Raw genomic sequence first — 23,188 nt, 5'->3', positions numbered from 1 at the left:
AGCGGCCCAACACGTCCGTTTCCACGGCGCGGTTGTCGGAAGGCGCCTCCGCCTCGCGCGGGTTGCAGCGCCGTTCCAGGGCGCGACGAACGGATTTCGGGAAGATACTTGGCTCCGCGAGGGGGAACCGTCTGCCCGAATTCTCAAGGCCGCGCGAAAGCGACGCGTTGTACGCCTCCCCGATAAGATGACACTCGCCCGCAAAAAAGCTAAGCTACGGGAAGAGGGTTGCGCCGGCGTTTCGATTGGCTGAACATGACCCGACGCGGGTTTTCCGACTTAGCGTCCTTTTGCCTTGTCGGCGGCGCGATACCTACGGTTTGCCGGAAGGTCATTTATGCCGACCGCTTTCTACTATGTACTTTTGGGGATTCTGTTCGGCGCAGTACAACTTGCCGTCGGGATCGTCTTGGGTCGGCTGTGGAGCCGATATTTCGGGGTCGATGGGTACACGCGCCGCTCGACCGTGCGGGGACGTCGCGCCATGCTTCAGCGGATTCGCGGCATCACGCGACGTATCGAGAGCGACGTGGCCGACTATCGCCGGTTCCTGGAAAGCGCTAGCCAAGATTTTCTCCATATGCCGCAAGCCGATGCCCTGGATGAGGCCGTCTTGGACGCGGTTCGGCGTCTTGTGGCCGCCAATAAAATATTGCAGGACCGACTCGCGGGGGCGGAGTCGCAACTCGCCGAGCAAGCCAAGCGAATCGAGGAGCAGTGGAGCCAGGTCAACTCCGATCCGCTGACCGGTCTGGCCAATCGCAGGGCGTTCGATGGGGAATTGTCGCGGCAATTCGCTTTGTGGCGACGCACGCGCCAACCGTTCGCCGTGGTGCTCTTGGATTTGGATCACTTCAAACAAATCAACGATCGGTTCGGTCATCCGGTGGGTGACGAGGCGTTGATTCGCGTGGCCCGGGCAATTCGACGCACGGTCCGCGAAACCGACTTCCCGGCGAGAATCGGCGGAGAAGAGTTCGCGATTCTTTGCCCAAACGCCGACCTGGAGTCCGGAGCACGCGCCGTAGAGCGAATCCGACGGGCGGTCGCGGAGATCACCGTGGGGAAGGACGGTCAATACGTACAGGTGAGCGTGAGTTGCGGCTTGGCGTGCCCCACTGGAAACGAGACACCCGAGGCCTTGATCCGTCTCGCCGACGAGGCCCTGTACGCCGCGAAATACAACGGGAGGAATTGCACGTACATGCACAACGGGCGCCGAACCGTACCGGTTTGCGAAGAAGACTCGGGCGCGTCCCCGGACTCTCCCGCCGCGGACAATGCATCTGCCCGCCGCGACCGATTGGAGATGGATGCCGAGTATCAAGTCTTGGCGGACAGTCTGCGGTCCGCTCTATCTCGCCTCTAGCCGACGTTGCCGCGGATTACCGCCTGGTTCCCAAATTCTCCTGGCGGATCGCGAATCGCCGCAACCGAAGTGCCAAGTATTGCCGGACCGGATTGAAGACGTCGCGCTTGCGTGCGTCAGTTGAAGGTAGGATCCGGGGCGACATGGGGCGGTCGGATGAGGTTCCTTAGGACCGTACGCCCAGCGGTGTGAAGCAGCAGTTGCCAAAGGGCCGGGCCTTCCACGGGACTGAAGACCAGTTCCACGCTGGCCGGCAGGACGAGCCAGGCCCCTTGTGCCAACTCGTTTTCCAATTGACCGCCCGCCCAACCGGAGTGCCCGAGAAACACACGTACGTCTTGGCTCTCCTCCGCCAACAGTTGTTCGAGCTTTTCTCGCTGGGCCGAGTAGTACAATCCGGAAAAGACCTCGGCATCCGCGTGGTCGCTTCGCCGATGCAGGGCCAGAACGGGTCCGCTGACGGGCCCGCCCGCATTCAAGGGGCGTTCGACTTTGCAGGGACTTTGCGAAACCTGCTCCCACAAGTCCTTCACCGTCTTGGAGTGCAATCGATTGAGTACGACGCCGAGTGCCCCTTGAGGGGTGTGAGCCAACACCAATACGACGGTGCGGATAAAGTTCGGATCCATCAATTGGGGTGCGGCTATCAGGAATCGACCTTGAAGCGAATCCATGGCACGTCCTCCCTCCTCCCTTATTGTATGAGACTTCGGGACGGGAGATTCAACCGGTCACCCGTTCCGAAATGTTGACCGGCCGATAATGATCGGTTACCGCTGAATGCGGTGATGTTGGATCGGTGCCGTTCGGACGAGGAACTTCCTAGATAACAGTTCGTTTCGCCGACTCCGAGATTCGCGGGGCGCTGATAATTGACTTAGTTGACAAACTTACTACAATATCACGTGTTGGATTGACGATGACATCATTGCGTAACCATTTGTCGTTACCCAACGGCCCCCCAGCGCGACGGTGCTCCAACAGTTTTCACCGCCAACGTTTCGACGCGACCGACTTCGATTAAGACATGATTTTTGTGACCATGGTTGATAAAATCACTGAGGAATCGACCGTCAACAATTCCACGAGCGCAGCGAACCGGGAATCGCCATCATCTTCCCTGCTCGATTGGCGTTTTCCCGGCATCGAATGCGTGCGTGCTCCCGGCGAGGTCGGGTCGCCGAGCGAAGACGATTTGAATCGCTTGGCGGAGGTCAGTCGCTTGCTCGAAGGAGCGTCCGCGGAAGAAATCTTAACATGGGCCGTGAAGATTTTTTTCCCGCAACTGACCATGGCCACGGCGTTTGGACCGGAGGGGTGCGTCATCCTGTCGATCCTTGCTAAAATCGAGCCTCGGGTGCGGGTATTCAATCTTGATACCGGATATCAATTTCAGGAAACTTTGGATCTGCGGGATCGGATTGCGCGAGAGTTGGGCATCGAGGTCGAATTGGCCAAGCCCGAGACCTCCGTGGAGGAGTATGAACGAGTACACGGCGGACCGCTGTACAAGACCAACCCGGACCGATGCTGCTTCGATCGTAAGATTCAGGTGTTGCGGCGCGAGGTTGTCGGCTATCGGGCCTGGATCAGCGGGATTCGCCGCGATCAAAGTCCGCACCGTGCCAATGCCCCCGTCGTCGGTTGGGACAGGAAATTCGGATTGGTCAAGATCAACCCGCTGGTCAACTGGAAGAAGGGACAGGTCTGGCAACGCATTCTGGACGAAAACATCCCCTATAACCCTTTGCACGATCAAGGTTACCCGAGTATCGGCTGTTGGCCCTGCACGCGGCCCGTGCTATTGGGGGAGGATGAACGGGCCGGGAGGTGGAGCGGAACTGGGAAAACGGAATGCGGATTGCATCTCGCGGATGATCCACCGCCGCTACCGCCCGCGCAATTCGGAAACCTTTGAACAAGCGGATGTGCTGGAGAGTTCGTCCGACCGGACAGCCCTGGATGAATCTTGGATGAGGCCGTGATGAAGATTTCCGCCAAGACCGAGTACGCATGCGTCGCCCTGCTGGAACTGGCGGCACGCTACGAGTCCGGCGAACCCGTCCGCATCCGTAAGATCGCCGAACGGCATACTGTGCCTGCGCGCTTCCTGGTGCAGATACTCCTGCAATTGAAGGGTGCCGGCATCGTGGAGAGCACGCGCGGTGCCGCGGGAGGATATCGCCTTGTCGTCGCGCCGGGTGCCCTGACCTTGGGTCGCGTGATGGACATCATCGAGGGTAACCGGGACGATCAGGAGGCCATGGTTACCGGTGCATCGCCGGACTCTCCCGCCGTCAAGGCCCTGATCGACGCTTGGCGCGGCGTCCATCGCAAGGAAAAAGAACTACTGGAGGCGATCACGTTCGCTCAACTCTTGGACGACGCCCGCCGCTACGACACCGCCATGTACTACATCTGAGCCGGATCTGAGCCGGGACATCCAGCAGCGACCTCCGCCTACGGTTCTAACCGTGCTCCGCTGGCAAGAGATCGCCGGATAACCCGCCGGTTTCATTCCTTCTTTTTTTCTTCCGCCTCTTAGCGCGATCTGCGTCACCCAATCGCCTTCGGCGCCGGCATTCCGCCGCGTTGTTGCTCGGACCGTTCAACGGCGGTACATTGGCGTATCCTCGACGGATACCTGAAATCGCCGCGTGGGCCGGCATGAATTCGATCCACGCACGAACTCCACCGCTTTCGACCGGGAGAGACGCCATGTATATTGCACGCGAACGTCGGATCACCGCCCTGGCGTTACAGGTCGGCCTGCTTGCAGTTACGGTTGGTACGCTCGGAGCGGCGTCCACCAGCGCATCTCTTGCAATGGCCCGGCAACCCGCCGAGGTTCTTTGGCGGATCGGCACCCGCGACAATAACTCGGCCGAATTCTCGCAAGCGCCCAACCAATTCTCTCAGTACAAGGAAGACCCGGTCTTCATCGTCGGCCTTTCGGATCCTGCCAAGGACTGGCCCTATGCCCATCCCGGTCCGGCGGATGTCTGGGCGGGATCGCGCGTGCATGTCGCGACCATCCTCTTTGCGATGGACGATCGTCCCGCCGGTGAGTATCGCTTGGTCCTCGATTTCACGGACACGCACGATCGCGCACCCCCGATCCTCCGCGTCGGAATCAACGGCACCGAAGTATTCCGGCAAAAACTTCCCGCCGGCGGTCCGGACGACACCATCATGGGCGACGCATCCAAGGGAAAGGAGTGCGTGATCGAGGTGCCGATTTCCCAGGATCTTTTGAAGCAGGGCTCCAATATCCTGACCCTGGAGGGCGAGCAAGGCAGTTGGTTCTTGTACGACGGCATCGAGATGCTGGCGCCTGCCGGGGCCTCGCTCGGGCAGGTTCGGGATACCGTTTTCGTCCGCTCCGTTCGGGCTTTGCCCGTCTTGGTGAAAAGCGGCGAGGACTTGGCCCAGGGCATTCAAGTCGCCACGCTGGCCACCGACGCGAGGGAGGTCACGGCTTGGCTCGACGGCCGACAAGTCTGGCGGGGTACGATCGAACCGGGGTCGCAGGAAATCGTCGTGCCGGTGCCCCGGGTCGATCAACCGACTGAAGCCGCGTTCCTCGTCAAAGAGGGCGAGCGGGTGATGGTCGAGCGGAAGATCACGCTCGTACCCGTCCGTCCTTGGGTGGTGTATTTGCTGCCGCACTCCCATGTGGATATCGGCTACACCGAGGTGCAAACCAAGGTCGAACGCGACCAGTGGCATTTCATCGACCTGGCGATCGAGGCCGCGGCGCGATCCGCCGATTACCCGCCCGATGCCCGCTTCAAGTGGAACGTCGAGGTCCTTTGGGCCGTGGATAGCTACCTGCGGCAGGCCGACGACGCTAAAAAGGAAGCATTTCTGAACGCGGTCCGGGAAGGGGTGATCGGACTCGACGCCCTCTACGGGAACGAATTGACGGCCCTCTGCCGACCCGAGGAATTGGTGCGGTTGGTGGACTTCGCCGAACGGCTTTCCCGTGATTACGGCCTCACCATCGATTCCGCCATGATTAGCGACGTCCCCGGCTACACCTGGGGATTGATGTCGGTCTTCGGACAGGCGGGGGTGAAGTACTTCTCCATCGGCCCCAACGGCGGGCACCGTATCGGTCACACGCTTCGTGTCTGGGGCGATCGGGCCTTCCGCTGGCTGTCACCCGACGGCAAGCACGGCGTCCTCTGCTGGATTCCCCGCCGCGGGTACTGGCGCGGCTTCTTGGGCGGCGATCAACTTCTCGACTATCTGAGCGATCTCCAGAACTCCGACTATCCCTACGACTTGGTACAACTGCGGCATTGCATGGGCGACAATGCCCCGCCGGACGTCGCCGTCTCCGATTTCGTCAAGGAATGGAATGCCCGTTTCGCCTATCCGCGGCTTGTGATCTCCACCTGCTCGCAAATGATGCGCGACTTCGAGGCACGCTACGGCGATTCCATTCCTACGGTCTCCGGCGATTTTACGCCCTACTGGGAGGACGGAGCGGCGTCGTCGGCCTTGGAGACCGCCATGAATCGCGACTCCGCCGAACGGCTTTCCCAAGCCGAAGCCCTTTGGGCGGTGCTGAATCCCAAAGCCTATCCCGATGAACACTTCTATCAGGCTTGGCGGAACGTCGTCTTATACGACGAACATACCTGGGGCGCTCACAACAGCATCACCGAACCCGACAGCGACTTCGCCCAATCGCAGTGGGCGATCAAGCGGCAGTTCGCGGTGGACGGCGATCGGCAGTCGCGAGAGTTGCTTTCCGCCGCCGTCCAAGGGTTGAGCGCCGAATCCTCGCCCTCCGCCGTCGAGGTCTTCAACTCGTGCGGTTGGGACCGAAGCGGTCCGGTCACGCTAGACGCCGCCGGTCCCACCGATGTTGCCGTGTACGATGAATCGGGGAAGGCGGTCCCCAGTGCTCGACTGGCCGACGGGCGACTCCTGTTCTGGGCCGATGCCGTCCCCGCCTTCGGTAGCCGCCGGTTCCTTTTGAAGTCCGGTCCCCCTGCGGAGGCCGAGCTTTCCGCCGACCAAGTCGCCCGAGCGGAGGGGCTGACCCTGCAAAACGGCGTGCTGACGGTCGAAGTGGACCCCGCAACCGGCGGCGTTGCCAAACTGGTTCACCGCCCCACCGGCCACGACGTGGTGGACCGCGCCGGCGGCCAGGCCCTGGCCGATTTCTTCTACGTGGCGGGACGTGATCCCGCCGCAGCGCAACGGGCGGAGGGCGGCGTCGAGGTCCGTGTTTTGGAAACCGGTCCGCTCGTCGCCTCGCTGGAAGTCCGCTCCCCCGCCCCGGGTTGCCGCAGCCTCACTCGCGTCTATCGCCTCTTCGCCGGCGGTGATGCCCTGCAAGTCACGGTCATTCCCGACAAGGAAAAGGTCCGCACGCCGGAAGGCGTCCATGTCGCCTTTCCCTTCCAGGTGCCTGATGCCGTGCTTCGTTTGGATACGGCTTGGGCCGTGGTCCGACCCGAAACCGACCAGTTGCCCGGCGCTTGCAAAAACTACTACACTCTCCAACGCTGGGCCGACCTCTCCAATGAACGATTCGGCGTGACCTGGGTCACCGTTCACGCCCCGCTAGTCGAGATCGGGGCCATTCGCACCGATGTGCCCAAGCCCTTCGACCCCAGCGGATGGCTGGAGTCCATCGAGCCGAGCGGTACGCTGTACTCTTACGTGATGAACAACTACTGGGAGACGAACTACAAGGCCGACCAAGAAGGTCCCACGCCGTTCGTTTATATGGTGCGACCGCATGCGGGAGGGTACGACGGCCAGGCCGCCGCCAAGCTGGGTATCGAAGCGAGTCGACCCCTCCTGCCCGTCGTGGTTCGTCCCGATGTCCCGACCGGCTTCGCACTTCCCTTCCGCATTCAAGCGGAGGGCGCAGTCATCGAGACGCTGAAGCCCGTCCGTCGGGGTGAAGGCTGGATCGTTCGGCTGTTCAACCCGGGCGAGAATCCTGCCGAGGTCGCCGTCGAATTCGCACCCGGCAAGACCGGTCGCGTTTGGCTAAGCAATATCGCCGAAGCCCCCTTGCAGCCCGTGACGGGTCCCAGCACGCTCCCGCCGCAAGGGATGCTCACGCTTCGGATCGAATTGACGGAGTGATCCGAGCAGGCCGCCTGCGCCGTGGTCGAGCGAGAAGTTCCACGCGGCGCTTCCACTGTGCGGCCGAGCGGAAGCACAAGTAGGCTGCCGTGCCGTGGACTGCCATGAGCGACAGTAGCCAGTGAATAGCCTCCCGCCGCCAAGCCTCCAAACCCAGTGGTAGAGACCGCGAGGCCGGGCTGAGACCCACCACCGCCGTCAAGTACGCGAAGATGGCCGCCGTGGCCGCGAATCCCCACCCCGCCGCCCGGCGCGACGACCAGTCGGGAAAGATCAGCGTGGCGCCGACGGCACAGGCTTGAATGACCGCGACGGCGAACAGCCAACCCGCCCAGGCCGGTCGCGCCTCTGCCGACAGTGCAAAGCACGCCGGAATCGCCGTGAGCGAACACACCGTCCACATCCACACGACCGCCCAGCGGGCACTCGCCACGTCCCCCCGACTCGCCCGATACGCCCCCGCCTCATTTACAAACGTCCCTCCGGATCCGCCACCCTCTCTGGATCCGCTATCCGTTTTGGATCCGCCTTCCGTTTTGGATCCGCCTTCCGTTTTGGATCCGCCTTCCGTTTTGGAGCCGCCGTCCGTTTTGGAGCCGCCGTCCGTTTTGGAGCCGCCGGCGTAAGCCGGCGGTGCATTCCCAGCCTCCCCAGCGTCAACAGTTGTTGCATTTCCAGAGCCGCCGGCGTCAACCGGCGGTGAACGTCCCGCCCCGCCCCCATCCACCGGCGTCTCCCTCTCCGCCGGTATAATAAAAGTCATTCCGCAGACGGGACACGCCATCTCCCGGCCCGCGAAATCGTGCGGAACGGTGATGCGGTGACCTGCCGGACAGTAGACGCGAATGGGCACGCCCCAACCTTCCCCCGTCGTATGGGACCCGACTTTCCGGCTTCCCGCGCGGGAAGCCGCTCGACCTCATTGTTGGTTTCCGAATATCGAGATGCAACCCGAAGCCCCGGCAACGCCCGTCGCTCCGCAAGACCCATCAGCGGCGGGAAACACCGTGACGGTCCTCACCGCCCAAGCGGCGGGCGCCATCGCCGTGATCCGCCTGGAGGGCCCCTTGGTCGCGACGGTCGTCCCTCGCCGAGCACGCGGTCGGTCGGGCAGACCCCTCGACCTTCCGCCGGGTCCGCGGCCTCGTCTTGTCCGCTGGGATTTCGGCGGCCCGGTTCCGGAAGAGGCCGTGCTCTACCGCCCCTCAGAAACCGTGCTGGAAATCCATTGCCACGGGGGAATCCGCGTAGTGGAAAACCTCGTGCGAGCGGCCTCGGCCGACGGCTTCGTCCGGCAAACCTGGCAGGATTGGCTCCTCCGCGAAGAGAGCGACCCCATCGCGACTGCCGCCCGAATCGCCTTGGCCCAGGCCCGAACCACCCGCACCGCCGATATCCTGCTCGACCAATACCACGGGGCCTTGCGCACCGCCGTGCAGGAGATCGCGGCAGGTCTTGAGAGGGGCGATGCCGAAGCGGCCAATCGCCTGCGTCGCCTGGCTTCCCGCATTCCGCTGGGGAGACACTTGATTCGGCCCTGGCAGGTCGTCATCCTGGGACCGCCCAACGCGGGCAAGAGCAGCCTCCTCAACGCCTTGGCCGGATACGGTCGAGCGCTGGTGCATCCCATGCCCGGCACCACCCGCGACCTCGTCTCCGCCGTCATCGCCGCCGACGGTTGGCCGATCGAGTTGATCGACACCGCCGGACTGCGACGGGCCGAGCACCCCGTCGAGCGCTTGGGCGTGCAAAGGGCCGAAGACGCCGCCCGAAACGCCGATCTGGTCATCCTGGTCTTCGACCGCTCGCAGGGATGGGAACCGGACCACGACGCCCTGGCGCGACGCTATCCCCAGGCCCTCCTGCTACACAACAAGTCGGACCTCCCCGCCGCGCCGGGCGACCGCCCGCCGGGAGTGGAGGTGTCGGCCCACCGACCCGAGGACGTGCCGGCAATCCTGGAAGCCTTGGTCGAACGATTGGTCCCCTCGCCGCCCATGCCGGGCGAAGCGATCCCCTTCACCGAGGAACAGGCCGCCGCCGTCCGCGAGGCCCTGGAATTGTTGCCACGCGCCGGTCCCTCCACCGCCGCCCGCCGCCTCAAATCGCTCACCACCAGCTTACGCTGGTGGCTCTAGATTTTCACGATTCGTTTTCCCTGGAGCCCCCAGCGTAGGAGTTGCTCATTATGGGAGCCTCCAGCGTAAGCTGGAGGTGTTTCAGCACCACCCAGCGCTTGCCACCAATTCACACTACCCACCACCAGCTCACGCTGGTGGCTCTGGATCGCGTTATTCACCACCAGCTCACGCTGGTGGCTCTAGATTTTCGCGATTCGTTTTCGCTGGAGCCTCCAGCGTTGGAGTTGCTCATTATGGGAGCCTCCAGCGTTGGATTCTCTCATAATTTTGGATTCTCTCATAATTGGAGCCTCCAGCGTAAGCTGGAGGTGTTTCGACACCACCCAACGCTTGCCACCAATTTACACTACCCACCACCAGCTTACGCTGGTGGCTCACCTGTATCTTGGCCCTTCACCCACACCAAGAGCGGCCTTTTCTGCCGCAACACGTAATTCACGGCATCTTCCACCGCCCGTTCGTCGCGGAGCAATCGCTGCGAACCGCGTCGCGTCCACCAGCGCCGCACCGTTTCCGTCCGGGCGTTCAGCTCGCGAGAACCGTAGGCCTTGAAATCGCGCAAGGCGTCTGCCGGGCGGCAATCGTCCGAAATGCCGACCACGACGTGGACATGATCGGCCATGATCGCCGCGGCCTCCAAACGCCATCCCCGAACATACGCCGTCTGCCGGAATTGTTCGAGCAACGGTCGGGCGAGATCGGGCTGCAATGCCGCAGTCGAAAAGGCCTGATTCCGCGCCGACGTCGCTTGCAGACCCGGCATCGGAGGCTCGAACGGTTCGCCGTATCGGTCGCGTTCACGCCTGGACCCCGGGCCGCGCCGCACGGAAGCCACCGACCCCCGCGGATCGCCCGGCAACCAGGTGCCGTAAACCGTCCAGGTCAGAAGCCAATACTGCATCGCCCCCGCCCCGCATCGTTGGTTACGCGAGATTGTCGCTGATTGCCCCCTGGAGTATCCATCGCTAGGAGCCTCCAGCGCAGGAGTTGCTCATTATGGGAGCCTCCAGCGTAAGCTGGAGGTGTTTCAGCACTACCCAGCGCTTGCCACCAATTCACACTACCCACCACCAGCTTACGCTGGTGGCTCTAAGTTTCACAATTCGTTTCGCTAGGAGCCTCCGTTATTGTAGCCCCCATCATTGGAGCCTCCAGCGTTGGAGTTGCTCATTATGGGAGCCTCCAGCGTAAGCTGGAGGTGTTTCAGCACTGCCCAGCGCTTGCCACCAATTCACACTACCCACCACCAGCTTACGCTGGTGGCTCTAGATTTTCACGATTCGTTTTCGCTGGAGCCTCCAGCGTAAGCTGGAGGTGTTTCAGCACTGCCCAGCGCTTGCCACCAATTTACACTACTCACCACCAGCTTACGCTGGTGGCTCTAAACAGTGTTACCCACCACCAGCTCACGCCGGTGACTCACCGCGCCTTACCCCCCGATTGGAAAAAATTTTGCGAAATCCGAAAAATTTTGCTTGCGTTCCGCTTCGACCCGCATATAATGGACCGATGAATGGGTGGATCCCGACCGCTGGCAGGTCGGTGATTGCCCGGGGCAATCAGGCTTACCTAGAATCGGCAACCACGGCGATGATTACGGCAATCCTTGGGCGACGATCGGCCATCCTAGCGGCCGCGCTGCTTACGGCAGCGGCGGTTGCCTCGCCGGTCCATGCCGGGTTGCTCAGTGTGCTGAACGCCCCCACTCAGGTCCTTCTCACCGGCGATACCCAGGCTTTGACGCAGGCGCTGCTGGTGCAGGATGTTACGGGCGTGGCCCCGGCTGGCATGGCCGCACCGGTTCACGAAACCCCCGAGGCGCCGCCCGAACCGCTTCAGGGTCCATTCTGGCAATTTTGGACTTCGCAGCATGTCGGGCTTTCATCCGCGCCCGGCATGAGCAGCCCTTCTGTGCTCACCAGCGTCGGCCCAAGCGGCGGCGCCCCGGTCGCCATCGCTTATTGGACGTTCCACAACTTCACCCCGCCCCTCACCGGTCGAATCATCGATCGGCCACATCTCATCTTGCCCACCGGTCCGATCTTCGAACTGCTTCGCCCAGCGTAGATTTTCGCCTCGCCGGGGTCTTCCGAAGCATTTGCTGTTCATTGTATCCGAATTAAATCTAGGTTTCATGGAGTCCGATCATGAGAAAAATCGCACTATGGTTGGCGGTACTTGCATTTACTGTGGCAATCGGTGGATCGGCTTATGCGGGAGTCATATCGGCCATGTCGTCTCAAAACCTTACAGACGACATAATTCAGGACGACAGCCACGGTTTTCTGGTCGATGTCAATAACAACGGTATCGTAGATGTCGGCGACGTAGGTTTTGGAATCGCGCAGGTTGCTTTTGTGAACACAACTGCTACGTTGAACACTGCTTACGTCGTTTATTCTGCGGAGATATCCAGCATTAGTAACGGCGTCGTGTATCACAACGCCGTAACCTCCGGCACGTATACGCTGGAAAACTTACTTGGTGTCGCATCTGGGACCTTCAATAAGTCCATCGCGGTCGTTTTGGAATGGTCTGGAGCGGGCAACAACCCGTTCGCAGTGCCAGCTAATAGCGCAACATACCCGTTTGATGGTTTAACGGGATCGTTTTCGATTGCGACCTCAGGTCAAATGCAAAGCGACATTCTCGCTCTGGCTTCGAATTCTACTGTGTTGTTCGGCGTCGGCCGGAGTTCTCAGTCTGACATTTTTGCGATTCAGTTGGACACTAATCCTCTGGGTGGGTACAAGCATTCGGTTACTGGTGAACTATCTATCATGTATACGGCAGCTGGACTAAACATCGCTGATTTCAAACCGTTGTTGTCGAACAATGCGATTTTTGCCGCATCAGACGTGCAGATCATGCTTGACAAAGCTCCGGATCTCGACAACAACGGAAACTTTTTTGGGTATTCGTATGCGAGCCAGGGTGGGACGATTGCCACGAAGGATGACGGAAATTACTCAGTCAACTACGTTCCCGAACCGGCTTCCATGATCGGTTTGGCCTCGTTGGCCCTGGCCGGGGCAGGGCTGGGCTTCGTCCGCCGCCGCAAGGCGTGATTGGGATACGGCGCCGAGATGATTCTCGGCCGCGAGCATGAGCCTTGTGCGTCGCGATGCATCAGTGTAATCAAGAGCCTCGGGCGTAAGCCCGAGGTGTTTCAAGGCTAATCGAGACCCGCCACCAGCTCACGCTGGTGGCTTTTTTTGCGCTCCACCACCCAGTGATGCACCACCAGCTTACGCTGGTGGCTCTGGGTTTCGCGATTCGTTTTCCCTGGAGCCTCCAGCGTAAGCTGGAGGTGTTTTAGCACCACCCAACGCTCAACACCAATTCACACTACCCACCACCAGCTTACGCTGGTGGCTCTGGGTTTCGCGATTCGTTCTCCCTGGAGCCCTTGGCGTTGGAGCCTCCAGCGTAAGCTGGAGGTGTTTCAGCGTTACCCCGGGCTTCACCACCAGCTCACGCTGGTGGCTCTAGCTCGATAGTGTTACTCACCACGAGCTCACGCTGGTGGCTCGGGGATGGGGCTACGACCGCGGGGCGAAACCGTGTAAAATCGAAAAGGTGGAGCACGTTGGCACCCGGGGGCAAGCATCCGGGCGGCCGGCTGAGAGATGCGTACCGCGCGGGGCCCGCGTGGGGCCTTTGATTGGAGGGACCATCCGTGCTGAAGGAACTTTCTTCCCTCGCCGCCTTGCTCCGCAATGCTCAGGAAATCGGCGAGCGGATGAAGTCGCTCGGCCGAAAATTGTCGGAAGAGCGATTGACCGGTGCGGCAGGGAGCGGGCTGGTGCAGATTGTTCTGGACGGCACGATGGAGCCGAAACAGATCAGCATCGACCCGCAACTCTTGCGGGAAAACTCCCGGGAGCTTCTGGAGGAGTTGGTGCTGGGGGCGATGAAGGACGCGGTGCGGAAGGCCCGGGCCCGGCATGCCGAACTGCTTCAGGAATTGAGCGGCGGCATGAATCTGCCCCTCATGGACGGACTGAAGGATCTGCTGGCCCCGCGACCCGAGGACGATGCCCCATCCTCGTGACGTAGGCGTGCCGAAACGCACCGGCTTGACGGATTCAGCGGGTCAAGCCATTAACTCAGCGGAGGGAATGACGGTCGTTGGGCGATTAGCTCAGTTGGTTAGAGCGCCACGCTTACAACGTGGAAGTCGGCGGTTCGAATCCGTCATCGCCCATTGGGTGGTTTGGCAAGGGGAGGGCGTCCAGCGCAAGTTGGCGCATAAGTTCAATATTTGCGGGCACTTCTGGCGTAGTCTTCTCGGCAATGCGTTCTCTTGCGGTCGATTGCGGCGCCGTCTCTGGAGCCACCGTGGAGCCGGATTCGGAGCCACCGCCTTTTTGGGGCGTGTGAGCGTGGGGACGCCTCTCCGTGTATTTGCCGCGCAAGGCTGGGTTGTCCGTGGGGATTGCCTTTTCCGTGGCAAGCTCCCCAACGCATTGTGAGACAAGGTCCCGGCTCAGCATTTCCTCTCTCTCGAGCGTTTTCTGTGGCCGTGGCCTAAACGTCTTCTCCTGTAACGTCTTGGACAGGCCCGCAGTTTCCATGGGAATGGTCTTTTCAATGGCAGCCCGAGGTTGGGCGTTAGCGGCTTGTCGGAAGGGAAGGTGTGTAGGGAGCGATGCTTCGTTGTGAAGAGATGGGATCACTTCGGGCGTTGTTGTAGGGATTTGACGCCCTGCTTCAGCGTTTTCTTGATGAATGGAGCGTTCGAGCGCATTGGGCCTCTTTTCCAGGGGAGTCGCCATGTTCGCCGTTCGCTTTGGTCCTTCCGGATGCCAGTGAACGGCTTGCTCAAATGCGATGTCGGTCGGGTCAACGTAGTGACGCAGGGCGATGCTAGGGGTATTTCCTAACCACTTGGTCACCACTGCCAACGGAAACGATTGAGCTAGGTCCGATTCACAGGATGCCCGCAAGTTGTGCCACAATCGGGGCCAAGGCTCCAGGCCTGCGTGGCGGATAATGCGTTCGAACTGTGTCCGAAAGTTACAGTTCACCCAACCGGTTGCCCCTTGGGCTCGCTGCCGCCATAGTTGTGGGAATACGAACACGTCTCCCTCTTCGGCGAGTTCGAAGGCTTGTTCGAGGTAAGGCTTCACAAGGGGGAACATGGGGATCACGCGATAGGGCTTGCCAGTTCGTTCCGTCTTTGGGCTGCGAATAACCAGCCGGTTGTCGGCCCACAGCACGTCCTCCCAACGGAGGGAGAGGGCTTCGGAAGGGATTCGTAGGCCGGCGTATCGAGCGAGGGCAATGAGGAGCCGCCACGAGGAATTGGGAGCGGCCTCGATGAGAAGTTGCGTCTCCTGCACGGTCACGTATCTGCGGCGATCAGCCGGGTTGTGCTTGGGCGGTCTGACAACCTCGAATGGATTCTTGGTGATTAGCCCTCGTCGTTGAGCCTCGCGAAAGATATGGCGGGCATGTTGAATCCTTCGGGACACCGTTGCTGGACGAAGACCAGAGGCGAGAAGCTGATCGCGATAGCGGAGGGCGTCTTCCACGGTGATCATGGCGGCCGGTCGATCGCCCAACAATTCCACGAGTTTGGCCGCCCCGACTCTCATGGCTACTAAGGTGGACGGCTTAGCTTGAGATTTTTCGGCTTCGTGGAGCCAGAGGTCCACCAAATCCTTGACTGTGAATCGGTTTTCTCGGGGCGGAACAAGAGCGGTGCGGACGAGGCGGTCGTGGAGCTCGTTGCTGATTTCGCGCAGCCAAAGCGCGAGATCTTGAGGCAGGGGAGTGCCCGCCAATTTCGCTGCGATGATGGTTTCCACCCTGAGCTTAAGGGCTTGGGCCCCTTTCTTGTCCAGCCCGCGAGGCAGCCGGATCGTCTTCCGCTTCCCATCACTGTCCCAGAAAAGGATCCGCCAACCCTTGCCATCGCGAGAAAGACTTGCCATCAATCCGTCTCCTTCTCTCCAATAATGTGAAGCTATTGGGAAAGCGGTGACAACGACTGAGAGGCAGAGGCTGGCGTCCGCCCGCGGGTATTCCACCACGGAACGTTAGGCCGGCCATCCTTTTTGGGGAGCAAGCTCAAAATCAGCCGCACCGCCTCATCGTGGTACCGGTCATAAAGTTCAAACAGTTTCGAGTCAGTCTCCGCCTCTCCCCTGGGCATCAGGATGTAACGAGACGGGGCGTTCGAGGATGCTACCAGTTCCAGCCGAAAACCGGCCTCCCAAAGGGCCTCCAGCAGCAGTTGGGGGGTGTTGGTGGGCAGGGAGGGGCCGGCGTGCGGAGTGTCGGTTTGATGATCCTTTTGTGCTCTCACATACGCGATCACCAGCCCGCGATTATTGGCCAGCCAAACCCTCTCCTCGGGGGTGACCACGCCCTTTCTCGCCCGAATTCGGAGCCTCTCCCCTTGCAGGACAAAACCCAGGCCTTTGGCCAAAAGTGTCGTCAGAATGGCGTCGCTCATAGCTCAAACTCCTCGAACTCTTCCTCGGGATCCGTTTTCAAAGTTCCACAAGTTCCACCATTGTCGTAAGTTGTTTTCAGACAATCACTTATGGGGTGGAACTTTGAAGCGGCAGAGGATAGGGGTTTAGACGAAGTTCCACTACCTAACTTGTTTGCCAAATCAGCACTTACGACTCCGGTGGAACTTGTGGAACTTTGAGGGGGAAGGTAGAGGGTGAAGACCCTTTCGAGGTCGTCGCGGAGGTAGTGATTCGCATTTTTCCGCTTCACTGGCTTGACACCAAACCGTCCCAGGATAGACGCCACCTTGTGGGGGCTTATCGGCCTTCCATGGGAGAACGTTGACCAAGGGGCTTCTTCCAAGTTCGTCAGCCGCTGAATGAGTTCACTTGATGTCAAAGCGTCAGCCTCGCCGAACACCTCTCGCACGTCGGCCAGCAGTCGGGTCCCTAAATCTTGGGGAGGTGCTTCCACCTTTCCCATAGACACCCATAGCGCTGCTTGTCTTGCCCGAGCGGGCCAGTCTCCCCCGGCCAGTTCGGCGAGGATGACCAGGGGGCGCCAGTTCTCGTAGGCGCGGTCATCCAATTCTTCCGGCAAGGGAGGCTCGCCTTCGGCGGCTTCTTGGATTTCCGGCTGGTGCTCCATCACCCAGGCGAGAAACTGTCGGGCAAGAGTTTCACCTTCCGTCTTGGCGGCCTTTCTGACCCGGGCGAGAGGTACGTTTTTCGGCCGGCGCTCCATGGTGATGATGATCGAGCGGTCCTCGACGGTGTCGGAGAGTCTGCCGATGGCGGCAATCACCTTGGGGCAGAAGGTGCAAAACATCCGCGGCTCGCCGGTTTCCAGGTCGCAGCGGAGGGTGTACGCGTTGTCCCGCATCCACCCCGAGTTAACGATCCCCGTCAGCTCCGGATTGCGGCCGAGAAAGGTGTCCGCCTCGTCGATGAGGAGCGTGGGTAGAAAAGCATCCACCACCCGATAAACGCCGGCCGGGCTGATATTCACGGCAGGGATCGGCCGATTCGCCACGTGGAGAATCAGGCGAAGAAGGGTCGTTTTCCCGCACCGTTTGGTGGGACTGGTGATGACGAGGATGGGGGCCACCTCAAAATGTCTGAAGCAGTAGGTCCAGGCCAGATAGAGGGCCGCGGCGTCGGCCTGTTCAGCCTGGCAGTACACGTATTTCTGGATGTACCGGGCACACTGTTGGAGTGTTTTCCCAAGATCGACGGGATCCAGCCACGGTTCCAGGTCCCGCAGCTCCACGGGGCGTCCCTGACCCGGGAGGGCGTTGTTGGGCCGTTCTGTGGCGGTTTTGGCGAGATGGTGTGCTGCCTCTTGCGAGGCCTTTTCATCGGCGACCTCGGCGGCCTGTGTGACGGTGCCGTAAAACCAGCGAAAAAACTCGTCAAAGTCGGCGTCATCTTGGATCAGGTTGAGATAGTCCGCGGTGTATTTTGCGAACTTGCGGACGGCGCTCATCGAATCGGTATCGACGCGCTCCCGAATCGTGTGGGGACCGTGATAAACTTCGACGAGGCGGGTTGAACCCCGAGCGGCAGGGGCGACCGAGATCTCCAGGCCGGTGTCGGACCAATTCATCGCGCGTCTCCTTTTCTCGGTTTGGAATAGGCTCGGACGGAAGCTCGCCACGCCCGTTGCATGGCGACACTTCGGGAAAAGACGGTGCCGGCCGCGCCCGGTGCATACCGCGACACACTGCGGGCGATGGCCAGCACTTCCTTCACCGGAAGCGGCGGCCGACAACGCAGTTCGTTGGCCGCCAGCAGGGCGGCTTCCAGCTCCCGTTGCGAAAGCCCTCGATGACGCAGGCGGCCGGCCAGTCGGGTTAGCCCAAGGTTTCGCGTCCCCTCAAACAACAGTTCCAGGTCCTCGCCGACGTTCCCTGGAGCACACTCCGCGGAGCGGGGTTGAGACGGGGCTTGGGCGATTCCCGCCGCGACTTCGGCTTCTAACCACGCCGGCGGGCCCGGGAGTTCAGCGATCGCCGCCAAAGGACGGAGCCACACATAGGACCGCCCGTTGACCACAGAGGGCGGCACGACCACATAGCCCCGCGGACCTTTGGTGTCCACTCCGGGGGCGATCTTACTCGCCGAGTTCGGCCAGTCGGCTCGAAAGTACAAGTGAAAGCCGCCTCGGGGAGTCTGCACGAGAGGACAGCCGGTGGCCTTCAGCTCCCGCCGGCGTGCTTCTCCCGGCCAGCCGGCCTCCAGGGCGGCAGGATCGATATCGAGCACCGAGAAGCCCCCGCCCGTCACAACCCCCCAGTTGCACCCCGGGAATTGGCGAGCCCACTCACGGAGGGCGGCGCCATCGTTGGTCGCCTTGTCGGGCCAGTGGGGGAGGAGGGGCGTTTTTTGCCCCGGCCGGAGCGGATGCACGCGATAACCGCGGGCGAGGTAGCAAAGGAGGTCCCGACTGGTCTCAGGATTCACGGTGCCCACGAAGAGTCACCTCCATGGAACTTTGTATTTTGGAGTGCGGGGCCTAAGCACCGCTTTCGACGCGGGACTTCAGTCCCCGCCACGTTCCGGTGTCAAGTCCTGGTGTGCTTGGGGCCCGAGGTCGACGGATTCGATCCGGCTTTGCAGCCACTGTCGAACAGCAATTTCAGGAAAGAGAACCCGCCGACCCAGGCGAACGAACGGCAGACCCTCAACGGCCTTGAGCCGATCCAGATGGCGACGGCTGACACGGAGCAATTGGGCACACTCATGGGCGGTTAGCAGGCGTTCGGTCATCCACATACCTCCTCTTGCGGGTTGAAATACGAACCTGCAACGTCTTACTCTCGCAGTCTATCCGCAGGTGTGCGCGCACAAATTCGTGCTGCTTCCAAGCCGATTTCGTGCGCCCTGACGATTGGGCGCAAATCTATGTCAGATAAGCACTTACGATGCAGATAAGAAAATAGCGCACAAATTCACAGCGTCCTTGACGGAATTTGTGCGCCTCTGCATGCCGGAAGTAAGGAGGCGTTTGGCAACGGCCGTTGGGGAGGCGGTGGCCCAAGGCATTGCGGTCGCGTGGATAGAGTTGCCGCAGGGGAAGAAAGTGCAACCGCTGCCACGCGGTGATGCCGGTAGCAGCGCGGCCCGCTCACGAAGCACAGATGATCTCGTTGACGAGCAGCGCCTTCGCGCCCAAAGCAAGAAGATTGGTGTTCTCCGGGGCGTCGATCGTGAACAGGGGCTTGCTCAGCGCGATGATCTCGCGGCAGAGAGCCTCGGTTTTTCCGCCCGGGGCGGCGTGGGAGACGAAAATCCTGGCTGCCAGAGCCGCCACGAGACGGTTCCGCTGGTCCGCCAATTCAGCCCTGGCCCGGGGATGCCCAGTCCCGAACATGGAGACAAGCAGGACGCGACCGGCTTGAACGCCCTCCTTGACTTCCCGCGCCAGTCGGATTCTCTCCAAGCCGCGCGCCGGGCAGATTACGATGGGCTGGGCCCCACGCAGGAGAAGAGCGAGACACTCTTTTTCCATCGGCGTATGGAAACCCCCGACGACGGGAATACCTGAGTCCCGCAGCGCCCTAGAGAGATCGTAGGTTTTGAGAATGATACTGCCTGGGCACTTGATCGAGCAGAACAGCCCCAGCAGATCCCTCTGGAGGAGCTCGGGGTTCCCCTGGAGGAAAATGCACTCCGGCGCCCGGTCGCCGAGGAACTTCGTCAACGAAGCCGGGTACGCCCCGTCGCCCCGTTCCACGCGGATTGGCTGGAGGACATCGTTGACCCCACGCGGCCGCCTGGTCATTCCTCGTCCACCCCGGCGTCTCCGCCCATGCGGTATTTGATGTCGTAGTTGATGATGAAATCCAGTTCCTCATCGGTGAAGCCGTAGTGTCTCGCGAGGACGCGGTCGATGTCGTCGATGATGTGCTTGGAGTGCCTAGGGTAGAATTCATCGTAGACGACCTTGCCGGTGCCCTTGTAGTAGCACTCCTTGCGCACCTTCTGGCGCTTGAAGTCGGCCATGAGGCTGGCGGTCAACTCGGCCAGGCGGGTTTTCAGCGCCCCGGGTATTTGCTCAAGACCGAGCGGGAAGTTCTCGATTTCGCGCATGTTCAGGTGGCGGCAATCCGAGAGAATCAGGAACCACCAGTAAAAAAGAGAACTGTTTAGCGCTGCGACTACAACGGCGGCATCGGACTTGGACGGCAGAAGCAAGGTTTTAACCTGCGTCGAAATCTGCTCACCGTCGCGCTCGTTCCAAAAGTACGGCACGAAGTCCATCGCACGGACCCAATACTGTGGGGCGTTATGGAAGTAAGCCCGCGCGCCGCTGGCAGTGCTGGCCAGACTATCTTTGACGGATGTAAAACCTGCAATGCGTTCTCTGACCGTCTTGGCGGTGGGGTAGCCGATTTTCGGTATTGCACCATCCATCAGGTGGGCGGAAATCTCCGAGAACGCAAGCACCTCGAACAGTTGCAAACGAGCATCGGAATACCATCGATTGTACGCTGTCGAGAAAATGCAGCGAATCTCTCTTTCTATAGTTCCCTTCTGGGACGTGAAGATTGTTGCCCGGATGTGCTCCAAACCATCAAACAGTCGTGCTGGCCGGTCATCGAATGTTGCAAACCAGACGTTACTGCTTTCACCAAGACATTCTTCCTGTAGTGGTATCATCCGGTCGGTACACACAATGGGCAACTGAACGATCATCCCAATACGACCACCTGTACGGAGGGTATCGAAGCACCGTTCAATGACGTAAGCATAGAGGTTGCCGCAGCGCTCTGTGCGGTATCGCATGAGCCGGTACGTTTCCTTCACCTTGCTGTATTCGACATACGGTGGATTCCCGATAATCACATCGAAGCCGCCGTCGCGCATGATGCCGTAGAACTCGGCGAACCAATGGAAAGGCTGATGGCTTTTCTTCCATGCTTCGAAGTCCTCGGGCTTTTCCAGGTTGACGCCGTATTCAGCGGCCAGAAAATGGTCGAGCTGGGCTCTTAGCAAGTCGAGACGACTGCGGAGGTCTTGCTTGTCGCGGTAAGTCACTCGGCCGCCATATGTCGTCTGCTGGGCCCGAAACTGCTGGAACGCGCGTTCGACCAGTTCGGCCTCCTCCTCGATGCGTTTCACCTCGTCGGCGGCAAAGCCGAACGTTCCCTCCTGCGACTTGCGAACCTGCTCCAGGGAGGCGTAGCCGACGAGCGTATTGCCCGCTCGGATGTTGAAGTCGATGTCGGGGAGGGGTTCGATCTGATCGACCGTGTCGACCTGCGCGACGAGCTTTAGGAACAGGCGCAGTTTGCAGATCTCGACCGCCTCCTCCATGATGTCCACACCGAAGAGGTTGTTGATGATGATGGACTTGAGGATGAAGTAGCGTTCGTTGGGGTGCTTGGCGATCTGCTCCAGGACCTTCTTGAAGTCACTGAACTGTTCCGGGTGATGTTTCTTCCCCTCGAGGTCCTCGACGAATCGTTCCATCCGCTCGAGGCAGTCGCTGTAAAGGGTTTCCAGAATGCGGAGGGCCGCGAAGAGGAAGGCGCCGGAACCGCAGGTGGGGTCGAGCACGCTCACGTGCTGAATTGCGTTCCAAAAAGCACGCAAAAGTTCTGGCCCTTCGCAGTTGATGATGGCATCCCGTGCGAATTGCCAGATATCCAGATTCAGCGTGATCAGGTCGTTGATCTCGTGCACCCCGCCACGCTGAAGTTTTTCACGGATTTCCAGACAGCGGTTGCGCCGATAGACGTACTCGCGCCAGGTCTCGGTGACAAGCCGGATTGGGTCGCCCGCCGGGGCTTGCTCCAGGTTGTAGCGTTTGTCAAACATCCGGGCCCGGGGGTCGTGCATTCCTTTCTGGACGAAATCCGGCAGGTCCGATTCCGGCACGATCGAGCCGTCGTCCCGAATGACGCCATGGCGGACGGCCGGATAGATATACCGGTCCGGGTCGTCGCGCAGGAGGCGCCAGAGGGCGGAATCGGGCTGGAAGGCGATAGCGCACTTTGCCTTCGCGGCCTCGAACAGGAAGGGAATGACCGTGTTCTTGCTAATGTACTCCGTGATGTCCTCCTTAGTGTAGTAGGCCCCCATCTGCTTCTGGTTGACGTACTTTTCGAAGATGTAGCCGACCACGTCCGGGTTGATCTCGTTGTCGGCACGGACGGGGCGTTCGTCGAGGTGCCAGGCGTACTGGTCGAAAAAGGCAAAGAGTTTCTCGAAGGCTTCGTCGGGGATGTCGATGTTTCCCCAGCGCTGCTCGAGTTCGTGGACCTCGAAGAATCCGCCATCGAGGAATGGGACCTTGCCGAGCAGGCTTTCAAACTCGGGGTCGAGCTTTCGTTCCTCGGGGGACTTGCCAAGCCCTTCATGAAACAGACGCAGCAGGAAGTAGCGGTAGAAGGAGTGGAACTCGTCCTTGCCTCGGATCTTCTGTACCATCGAGAGGCGATTGCGCAGGTAGTCCGTGTCGCCGTCCAGAAAGCCCTTTTTTTGAATGAAGTACACGAACATCAGTCGGTTGAGCATGAGCGACGTGTACCACCGGCGGTCGTCGTCCGAGGGGATCCCTGTGATGAGTTTTTGGAAGGCTGCGTGTTCGGCCTTGAAGCAGTCGTAGAACCGCTTGGTGACTTTGTCCACGTCAAATGCAGCCTGGGCGCGGCCGGCTATATCCACGACGGTGATTTGCTCCTCTTCCTCGAGGCTCACGGCAATTTGGTTGAGCCTCTGAATGAGAGGGTCACCTGTTTGCTTGATGTGAAATCGATGGTCCCGGCTGGCGAGAGGCTTTCCTGATTCGCGACGTACCCAGTGCCAGACCTGCTCGCCGCCCTTCTCATCCGTATAGATAACAAAGTGCTCGCGGACGGATTTGGTCACCCGTTGGTCGATCTTGAGGCGAGTGGCTCGGTCGGGAATTGTGGGGCACAAGAACGCGACGAATCCCCGTTTCTGAGCAACTGCTGTAAGTCTGTACACGTTTCCTTCGACGGAGACATCCAGCGTCGCGTGATGGTTGTCCCATCCCAGGTGTTCCCGAAAAAGGGTCTTGAAGTCGAAGGACTTGAGGCACTGCCTGACGGCGGCAACGTCGAATTTCATGT

General features: G+C 60.5%; 18 protein-coding genes and 1 tRNA gene. 9 read left to right on the top strand and 10 right to left on the bottom strand.

The features are described 5' to 3' along the window. Positions 1 to 337: 337 nt before the first annotated feature. Complete coding sequence (locus ACYQ6J_RS10130; RefSeq protein ID WP_460184063.1) at positions 338 to 1,369, top strand: GGDEF domain-containing protein; 1,032 nt, start codon at positions 338 to 340, stop codon at positions 1,367 to 1,369. A gap of 116 nt (positions 1,370 to 1,485) precedes the next feature. Here the strand turns inward: ACYQ6J_RS10130 and ACYQ6J_RS10125 are convergent, their stop codons facing one another. Then, entirely contained in the window at positions 1,486 to 2,043 is a 558-nt protein-coding gene (locus tag ACYQ6J_RS10125) for a YqgE/AlgH family protein (RefSeq protein ID WP_460184062.1), read from the bottom strand. 368 nt (positions 2,044 to 2,411) lie between these two features. Here ACYQ6J_RS10125 and ACYQ6J_RS10120 point away from each other — a divergent pair, with 368 nt between their 5' ends. The 3 genes from ACYQ6J_RS10120 (at position 2,412) to ACYQ6J_RS10110 (ending at position 7,483) form a co-directional block, all read left to right on the top strand. Then, entirely contained in the window at positions 2,412 to 3,287 is an 876-nt protein-coding gene (locus ACYQ6J_RS10120) for a phosphoadenylyl-sulfate reductase (protein ID WP_460184061.1), read from the top strand. A gap of 66 nt (positions 3,288 to 3,353) precedes the next feature. Continuing rightward, positions 3,354 to 3,791 carry an RrF2 family transcriptional regulator gene (locus ACYQ6J_RS10115; RefSeq protein WP_460184060.1) on the top strand — a complete coding sequence of 146 codons (438 nt, stop codon included), beginning with the start codon at positions 3,354 to 3,356 and terminating at the stop codon, positions 3,789 to 3,791. A gap of 296 nt (positions 3,792 to 4,087) precedes the next feature. Next, positions 4,088 to 7,483 carry a polysaccharide lyase family protein gene (locus ACYQ6J_RS10110; protein ID WP_460184059.1) on the top strand — a complete coding sequence of 1,132 codons (3,396 nt, stop codon included), beginning with the start codon at positions 4,088 to 4,090 and terminating at the stop codon, positions 7,481 to 7,483. On the opposite strand, the gene ACYQ6J_RS10105 is transcribed toward ACYQ6J_RS10110, so the two are convergent. Beyond that, positions 7,455 to 7,916: a hypothetical protein gene (locus ACYQ6J_RS10105; protein WP_460184058.1), complete on the bottom strand. Its 462-nt coding sequence runs from the start codon at positions 7,914 to 7,916 to the stop codon at positions 7,455 to 7,457. The two genes, ACYQ6J_RS10110 and ACYQ6J_RS10105, sit on opposite strands and share 29 nt — an antisense overlap. Positions 7,917 to 8,427: 511 nt before the next feature. On the opposite strand from ACYQ6J_RS10105, the gene ACYQ6J_RS10100 reads away from it, so the two are divergent. Next, a complete protein-coding gene (locus ACYQ6J_RS10100) occupies positions 8,428 to 9,621 on the top strand; it encodes a GTPase (protein WP_460184057.1) in 1,194 nt (397 codons plus the stop codon). 364 nt (positions 9,622 to 9,985) lie between these two features. Here ACYQ6J_RS10100 and ACYQ6J_RS10095 read toward each other — a convergent pair whose 3' ends face one another. Next, a complete protein-coding gene (locus ACYQ6J_RS10095) occupies positions 9,986 to 10,525 on the bottom strand; it encodes a transposase (RefSeq protein WP_460184056.1) in 540 nt (179 codons plus the stop codon). A gap of 689 nt (positions 10,526 to 11,214) precedes the next feature. Between ACYQ6J_RS10095 and ACYQ6J_RS10090 the strand changes: the two genes are divergently transcribed. From ACYQ6J_RS10090 to ACYQ6J_RS10075, 4 genes are all read left to right on the top strand, one after another. After that, a complete protein-coding gene (locus tag ACYQ6J_RS10090; RefSeq protein WP_460184055.1) occupies positions 11,215 to 11,691 on the top strand; it encodes a hypothetical protein in 477 nt (158 codons plus the stop codon). An 80-nt stretch (positions 11,692 to 11,771) separates the two neighbouring features. Then, positions 11,772 to 12,692, top strand: a complete 921-nt coding sequence (locus tag ACYQ6J_RS10085) for a PEP-CTERM sorting domain-containing protein (RefSeq protein ID WP_460184054.1) — start codon at positions 11,772 to 11,774, stop codon at positions 12,690 to 12,692. Positions 12,693 to 13,303: 611 nt separating this feature from the next. Next, on the top strand, positions 13,304 to 13,678 hold the full coding sequence (locus ACYQ6J_RS10080) for a YbaB/EbfC family nucleoid-associated protein (RefSeq protein ID WP_460184053.1): 375 nt from the start codon (positions 13,304 to 13,306) through the stop codon (positions 13,676 to 13,678). 79 nt (positions 13,679 to 13,757) lie between these two features. Then, a tRNA-Val gene (locus ACYQ6J_RS10075) sits at positions 13,758 to 13,831 on the top strand. On the opposite strand, the gene ACYQ6J_RS10070 is transcribed toward ACYQ6J_RS10075, so the two are convergent. From ACYQ6J_RS10070 to ACYQ6J_RS10040, 7 genes are all read right to left on the bottom strand, one after another. Then, a complete protein-coding gene (locus ACYQ6J_RS10070) occupies positions 13,791 to 15,563 on the bottom strand; it encodes a site-specific integrase (RefSeq protein ID WP_460185541.1) in 1,773 nt (590 codons plus the stop codon). The genes ACYQ6J_RS10075 and ACYQ6J_RS10070 overlap by 41 nt on opposite strands. A 32-nt stretch (positions 15,564 to 15,595) precedes the next feature. Then, a complete protein-coding gene (locus ACYQ6J_RS10065; protein ID WP_460184052.1) occupies positions 15,596 to 16,087 on the bottom strand; it encodes a TubC N-terminal docking domain-related protein in 492 nt (163 codons plus the stop codon). Continuing rightward, complete coding sequence (locus ACYQ6J_RS10060) at positions 16,084 to 17,694, bottom strand: DUF3631 domain-containing protein (protein WP_460184051.1); 1,611 nt, start codon at positions 17,692 to 17,694, stop codon at positions 16,084 to 16,086. Before ACYQ6J_RS10060 ends, ACYQ6J_RS10065 begins: the two co-directional genes overlap by 4 nt. Further along, complete coding sequence (locus ACYQ6J_RS10055; protein WP_460184050.1) at positions 17,691 to 18,560, bottom strand: bifunctional DNA primase/polymerase; 870 nt, start codon at positions 18,558 to 18,560, stop codon at positions 17,691 to 17,693. Before ACYQ6J_RS10055 ends, ACYQ6J_RS10060 begins: the two co-directional genes overlap by 4 nt. A gap of 69 nt (positions 18,561 to 18,629) precedes the next feature. Then, positions 18,630 to 18,857, bottom strand: a complete 228-nt coding sequence (locus ACYQ6J_RS10050) for a helix-turn-helix transcriptional regulator (RefSeq protein WP_460184049.1) — start codon at positions 18,855 to 18,857, stop codon at positions 18,630 to 18,632. Between the two features lie 358 nt (positions 18,858 to 19,215). Next, positions 19,216 to 19,872, bottom strand: coding sequence for a DNA-processing protein DprA (locus ACYQ6J_RS10045; RefSeq protein ID WP_460184048.1), 657 nt, complete (start codon positions 19,870 to 19,872; stop codon positions 19,216 to 19,218). Beyond that, positions 19,869 to 23,186, bottom strand: coding sequence for an Eco57I restriction-modification methylase domain-containing protein (locus ACYQ6J_RS10040; protein ID WP_460184047.1), 3,318 nt, complete (start codon positions 23,184 to 23,186; stop codon positions 19,869 to 19,871). The genes ACYQ6J_RS10045 and ACYQ6J_RS10040 overlap by 4 nt, the downstream gene beginning before the upstream one ends. Between the last annotated feature and the right edge of the window lie 2 nt (positions 23,187 to 23,188).

The organism is Thermopirellula anaerolimosa, assembly GCF_054657335.1.
The sequence above is the reverse complement of the archived record's forward strand: the minus strand, read 5'-3'. Positions and strand labels throughout refer to the sequence as shown.

Bases quoted from the DNA above. Each gene is read 5' to 3' on its own strand.
- ACYQ6J_RS10120 (WP_460184061.1), top strand. From the start codon at position 2,412: ATGGTTGATAAAATCACTGAGGAATCGACCGTCAACAATTCCACGAGC.
- ACYQ6J_RS10060 (WP_460184051.1), bottom strand. From the start codon at position 17,694: ATGAATTGGTCCGACACCGGCCTGGAGATCTCGGTCGCCCCTGCCGCT.
- ACYQ6J_RS10065 (WP_460184052.1), bottom strand. From the start codon at position 16,087: ATGAGCGACGCCATTCTGACGACACTTTTGGCCAAAGGCCTGGGTTTT.
- ACYQ6J_RS10125 (WP_460184062.1), bottom strand. From the start codon at position 2,043: ATGGATTCGCTTCAAGGTCGATTCCTGATAGCCGCACCCCAATTGATG.
- ACYQ6J_RS10110 (WP_460184059.1), top strand. From the start codon at position 4,088: ATGTATATTGCACGCGAACGTCGGATCACCGCCCTGGCGTTACAGGTC.
- ACYQ6J_RS10070 (WP_460185541.1), bottom strand. From the start codon at position 15,563: ATGGCAAGTCTTTCTCGCGATGGCAAGGGTTGGCGGATCCTTTTCTGG.
- ACYQ6J_RS10050 (WP_460184049.1), bottom strand. From the start codon at position 18,857: ATGACCGAACGCCTGCTAACCGCCCATGAGTGTGCCCAATTGCTCCGT.
- ACYQ6J_RS10085 (WP_460184054.1), top strand. From the start codon at position 11,772: ATGAGAAAAATCGCACTATGGTTGGCGGTACTTGCATTTACTGTGGCA.
- ACYQ6J_RS10100 (WP_460184057.1), top strand. From the start codon at position 8,428: ATGCAACCCGAAGCCCCGGCAACGCCCGTCGCTCCGCAAGACCCATCA.
- ACYQ6J_RS10040 (WP_460184047.1), bottom strand. From the start codon at position 23,186: ATGAAATTCGACGTTGCCGCCGTCAGGCAGTGCCTCAAGTCCTTCGAC.
- ACYQ6J_RS10090 (WP_460184055.1), top strand. From the start codon at position 11,215: ATGATTACGGCAATCCTTGGGCGACGATCGGCCATCCTAGCGGCCGCG.
- ACYQ6J_RS10045 (WP_460184048.1), bottom strand. From the start codon at position 19,872: ATGACCAGGCGGCCGCGTGGGGTCAACGATGTCCTCCAGCCAATCCGC.
- ACYQ6J_RS10115 (WP_460184060.1), top strand. From the start codon at position 3,354: ATGAAGATTTCCGCCAAGACCGAGTACGCATGCGTCGCCCTGCTGGAA.
- ACYQ6J_RS10130 (WP_460184063.1), top strand. From the start codon at position 338: ATGCCGACCGCTTTCTACTATGTACTTTTGGGGATTCTGTTCGGCGCA.
- ACYQ6J_RS10095 (WP_460184056.1), bottom strand. From the start codon at position 10,525: ATGCAGTATTGGCTTCTGACCTGGACGGTTTACGGCACCTGGTTGCCG.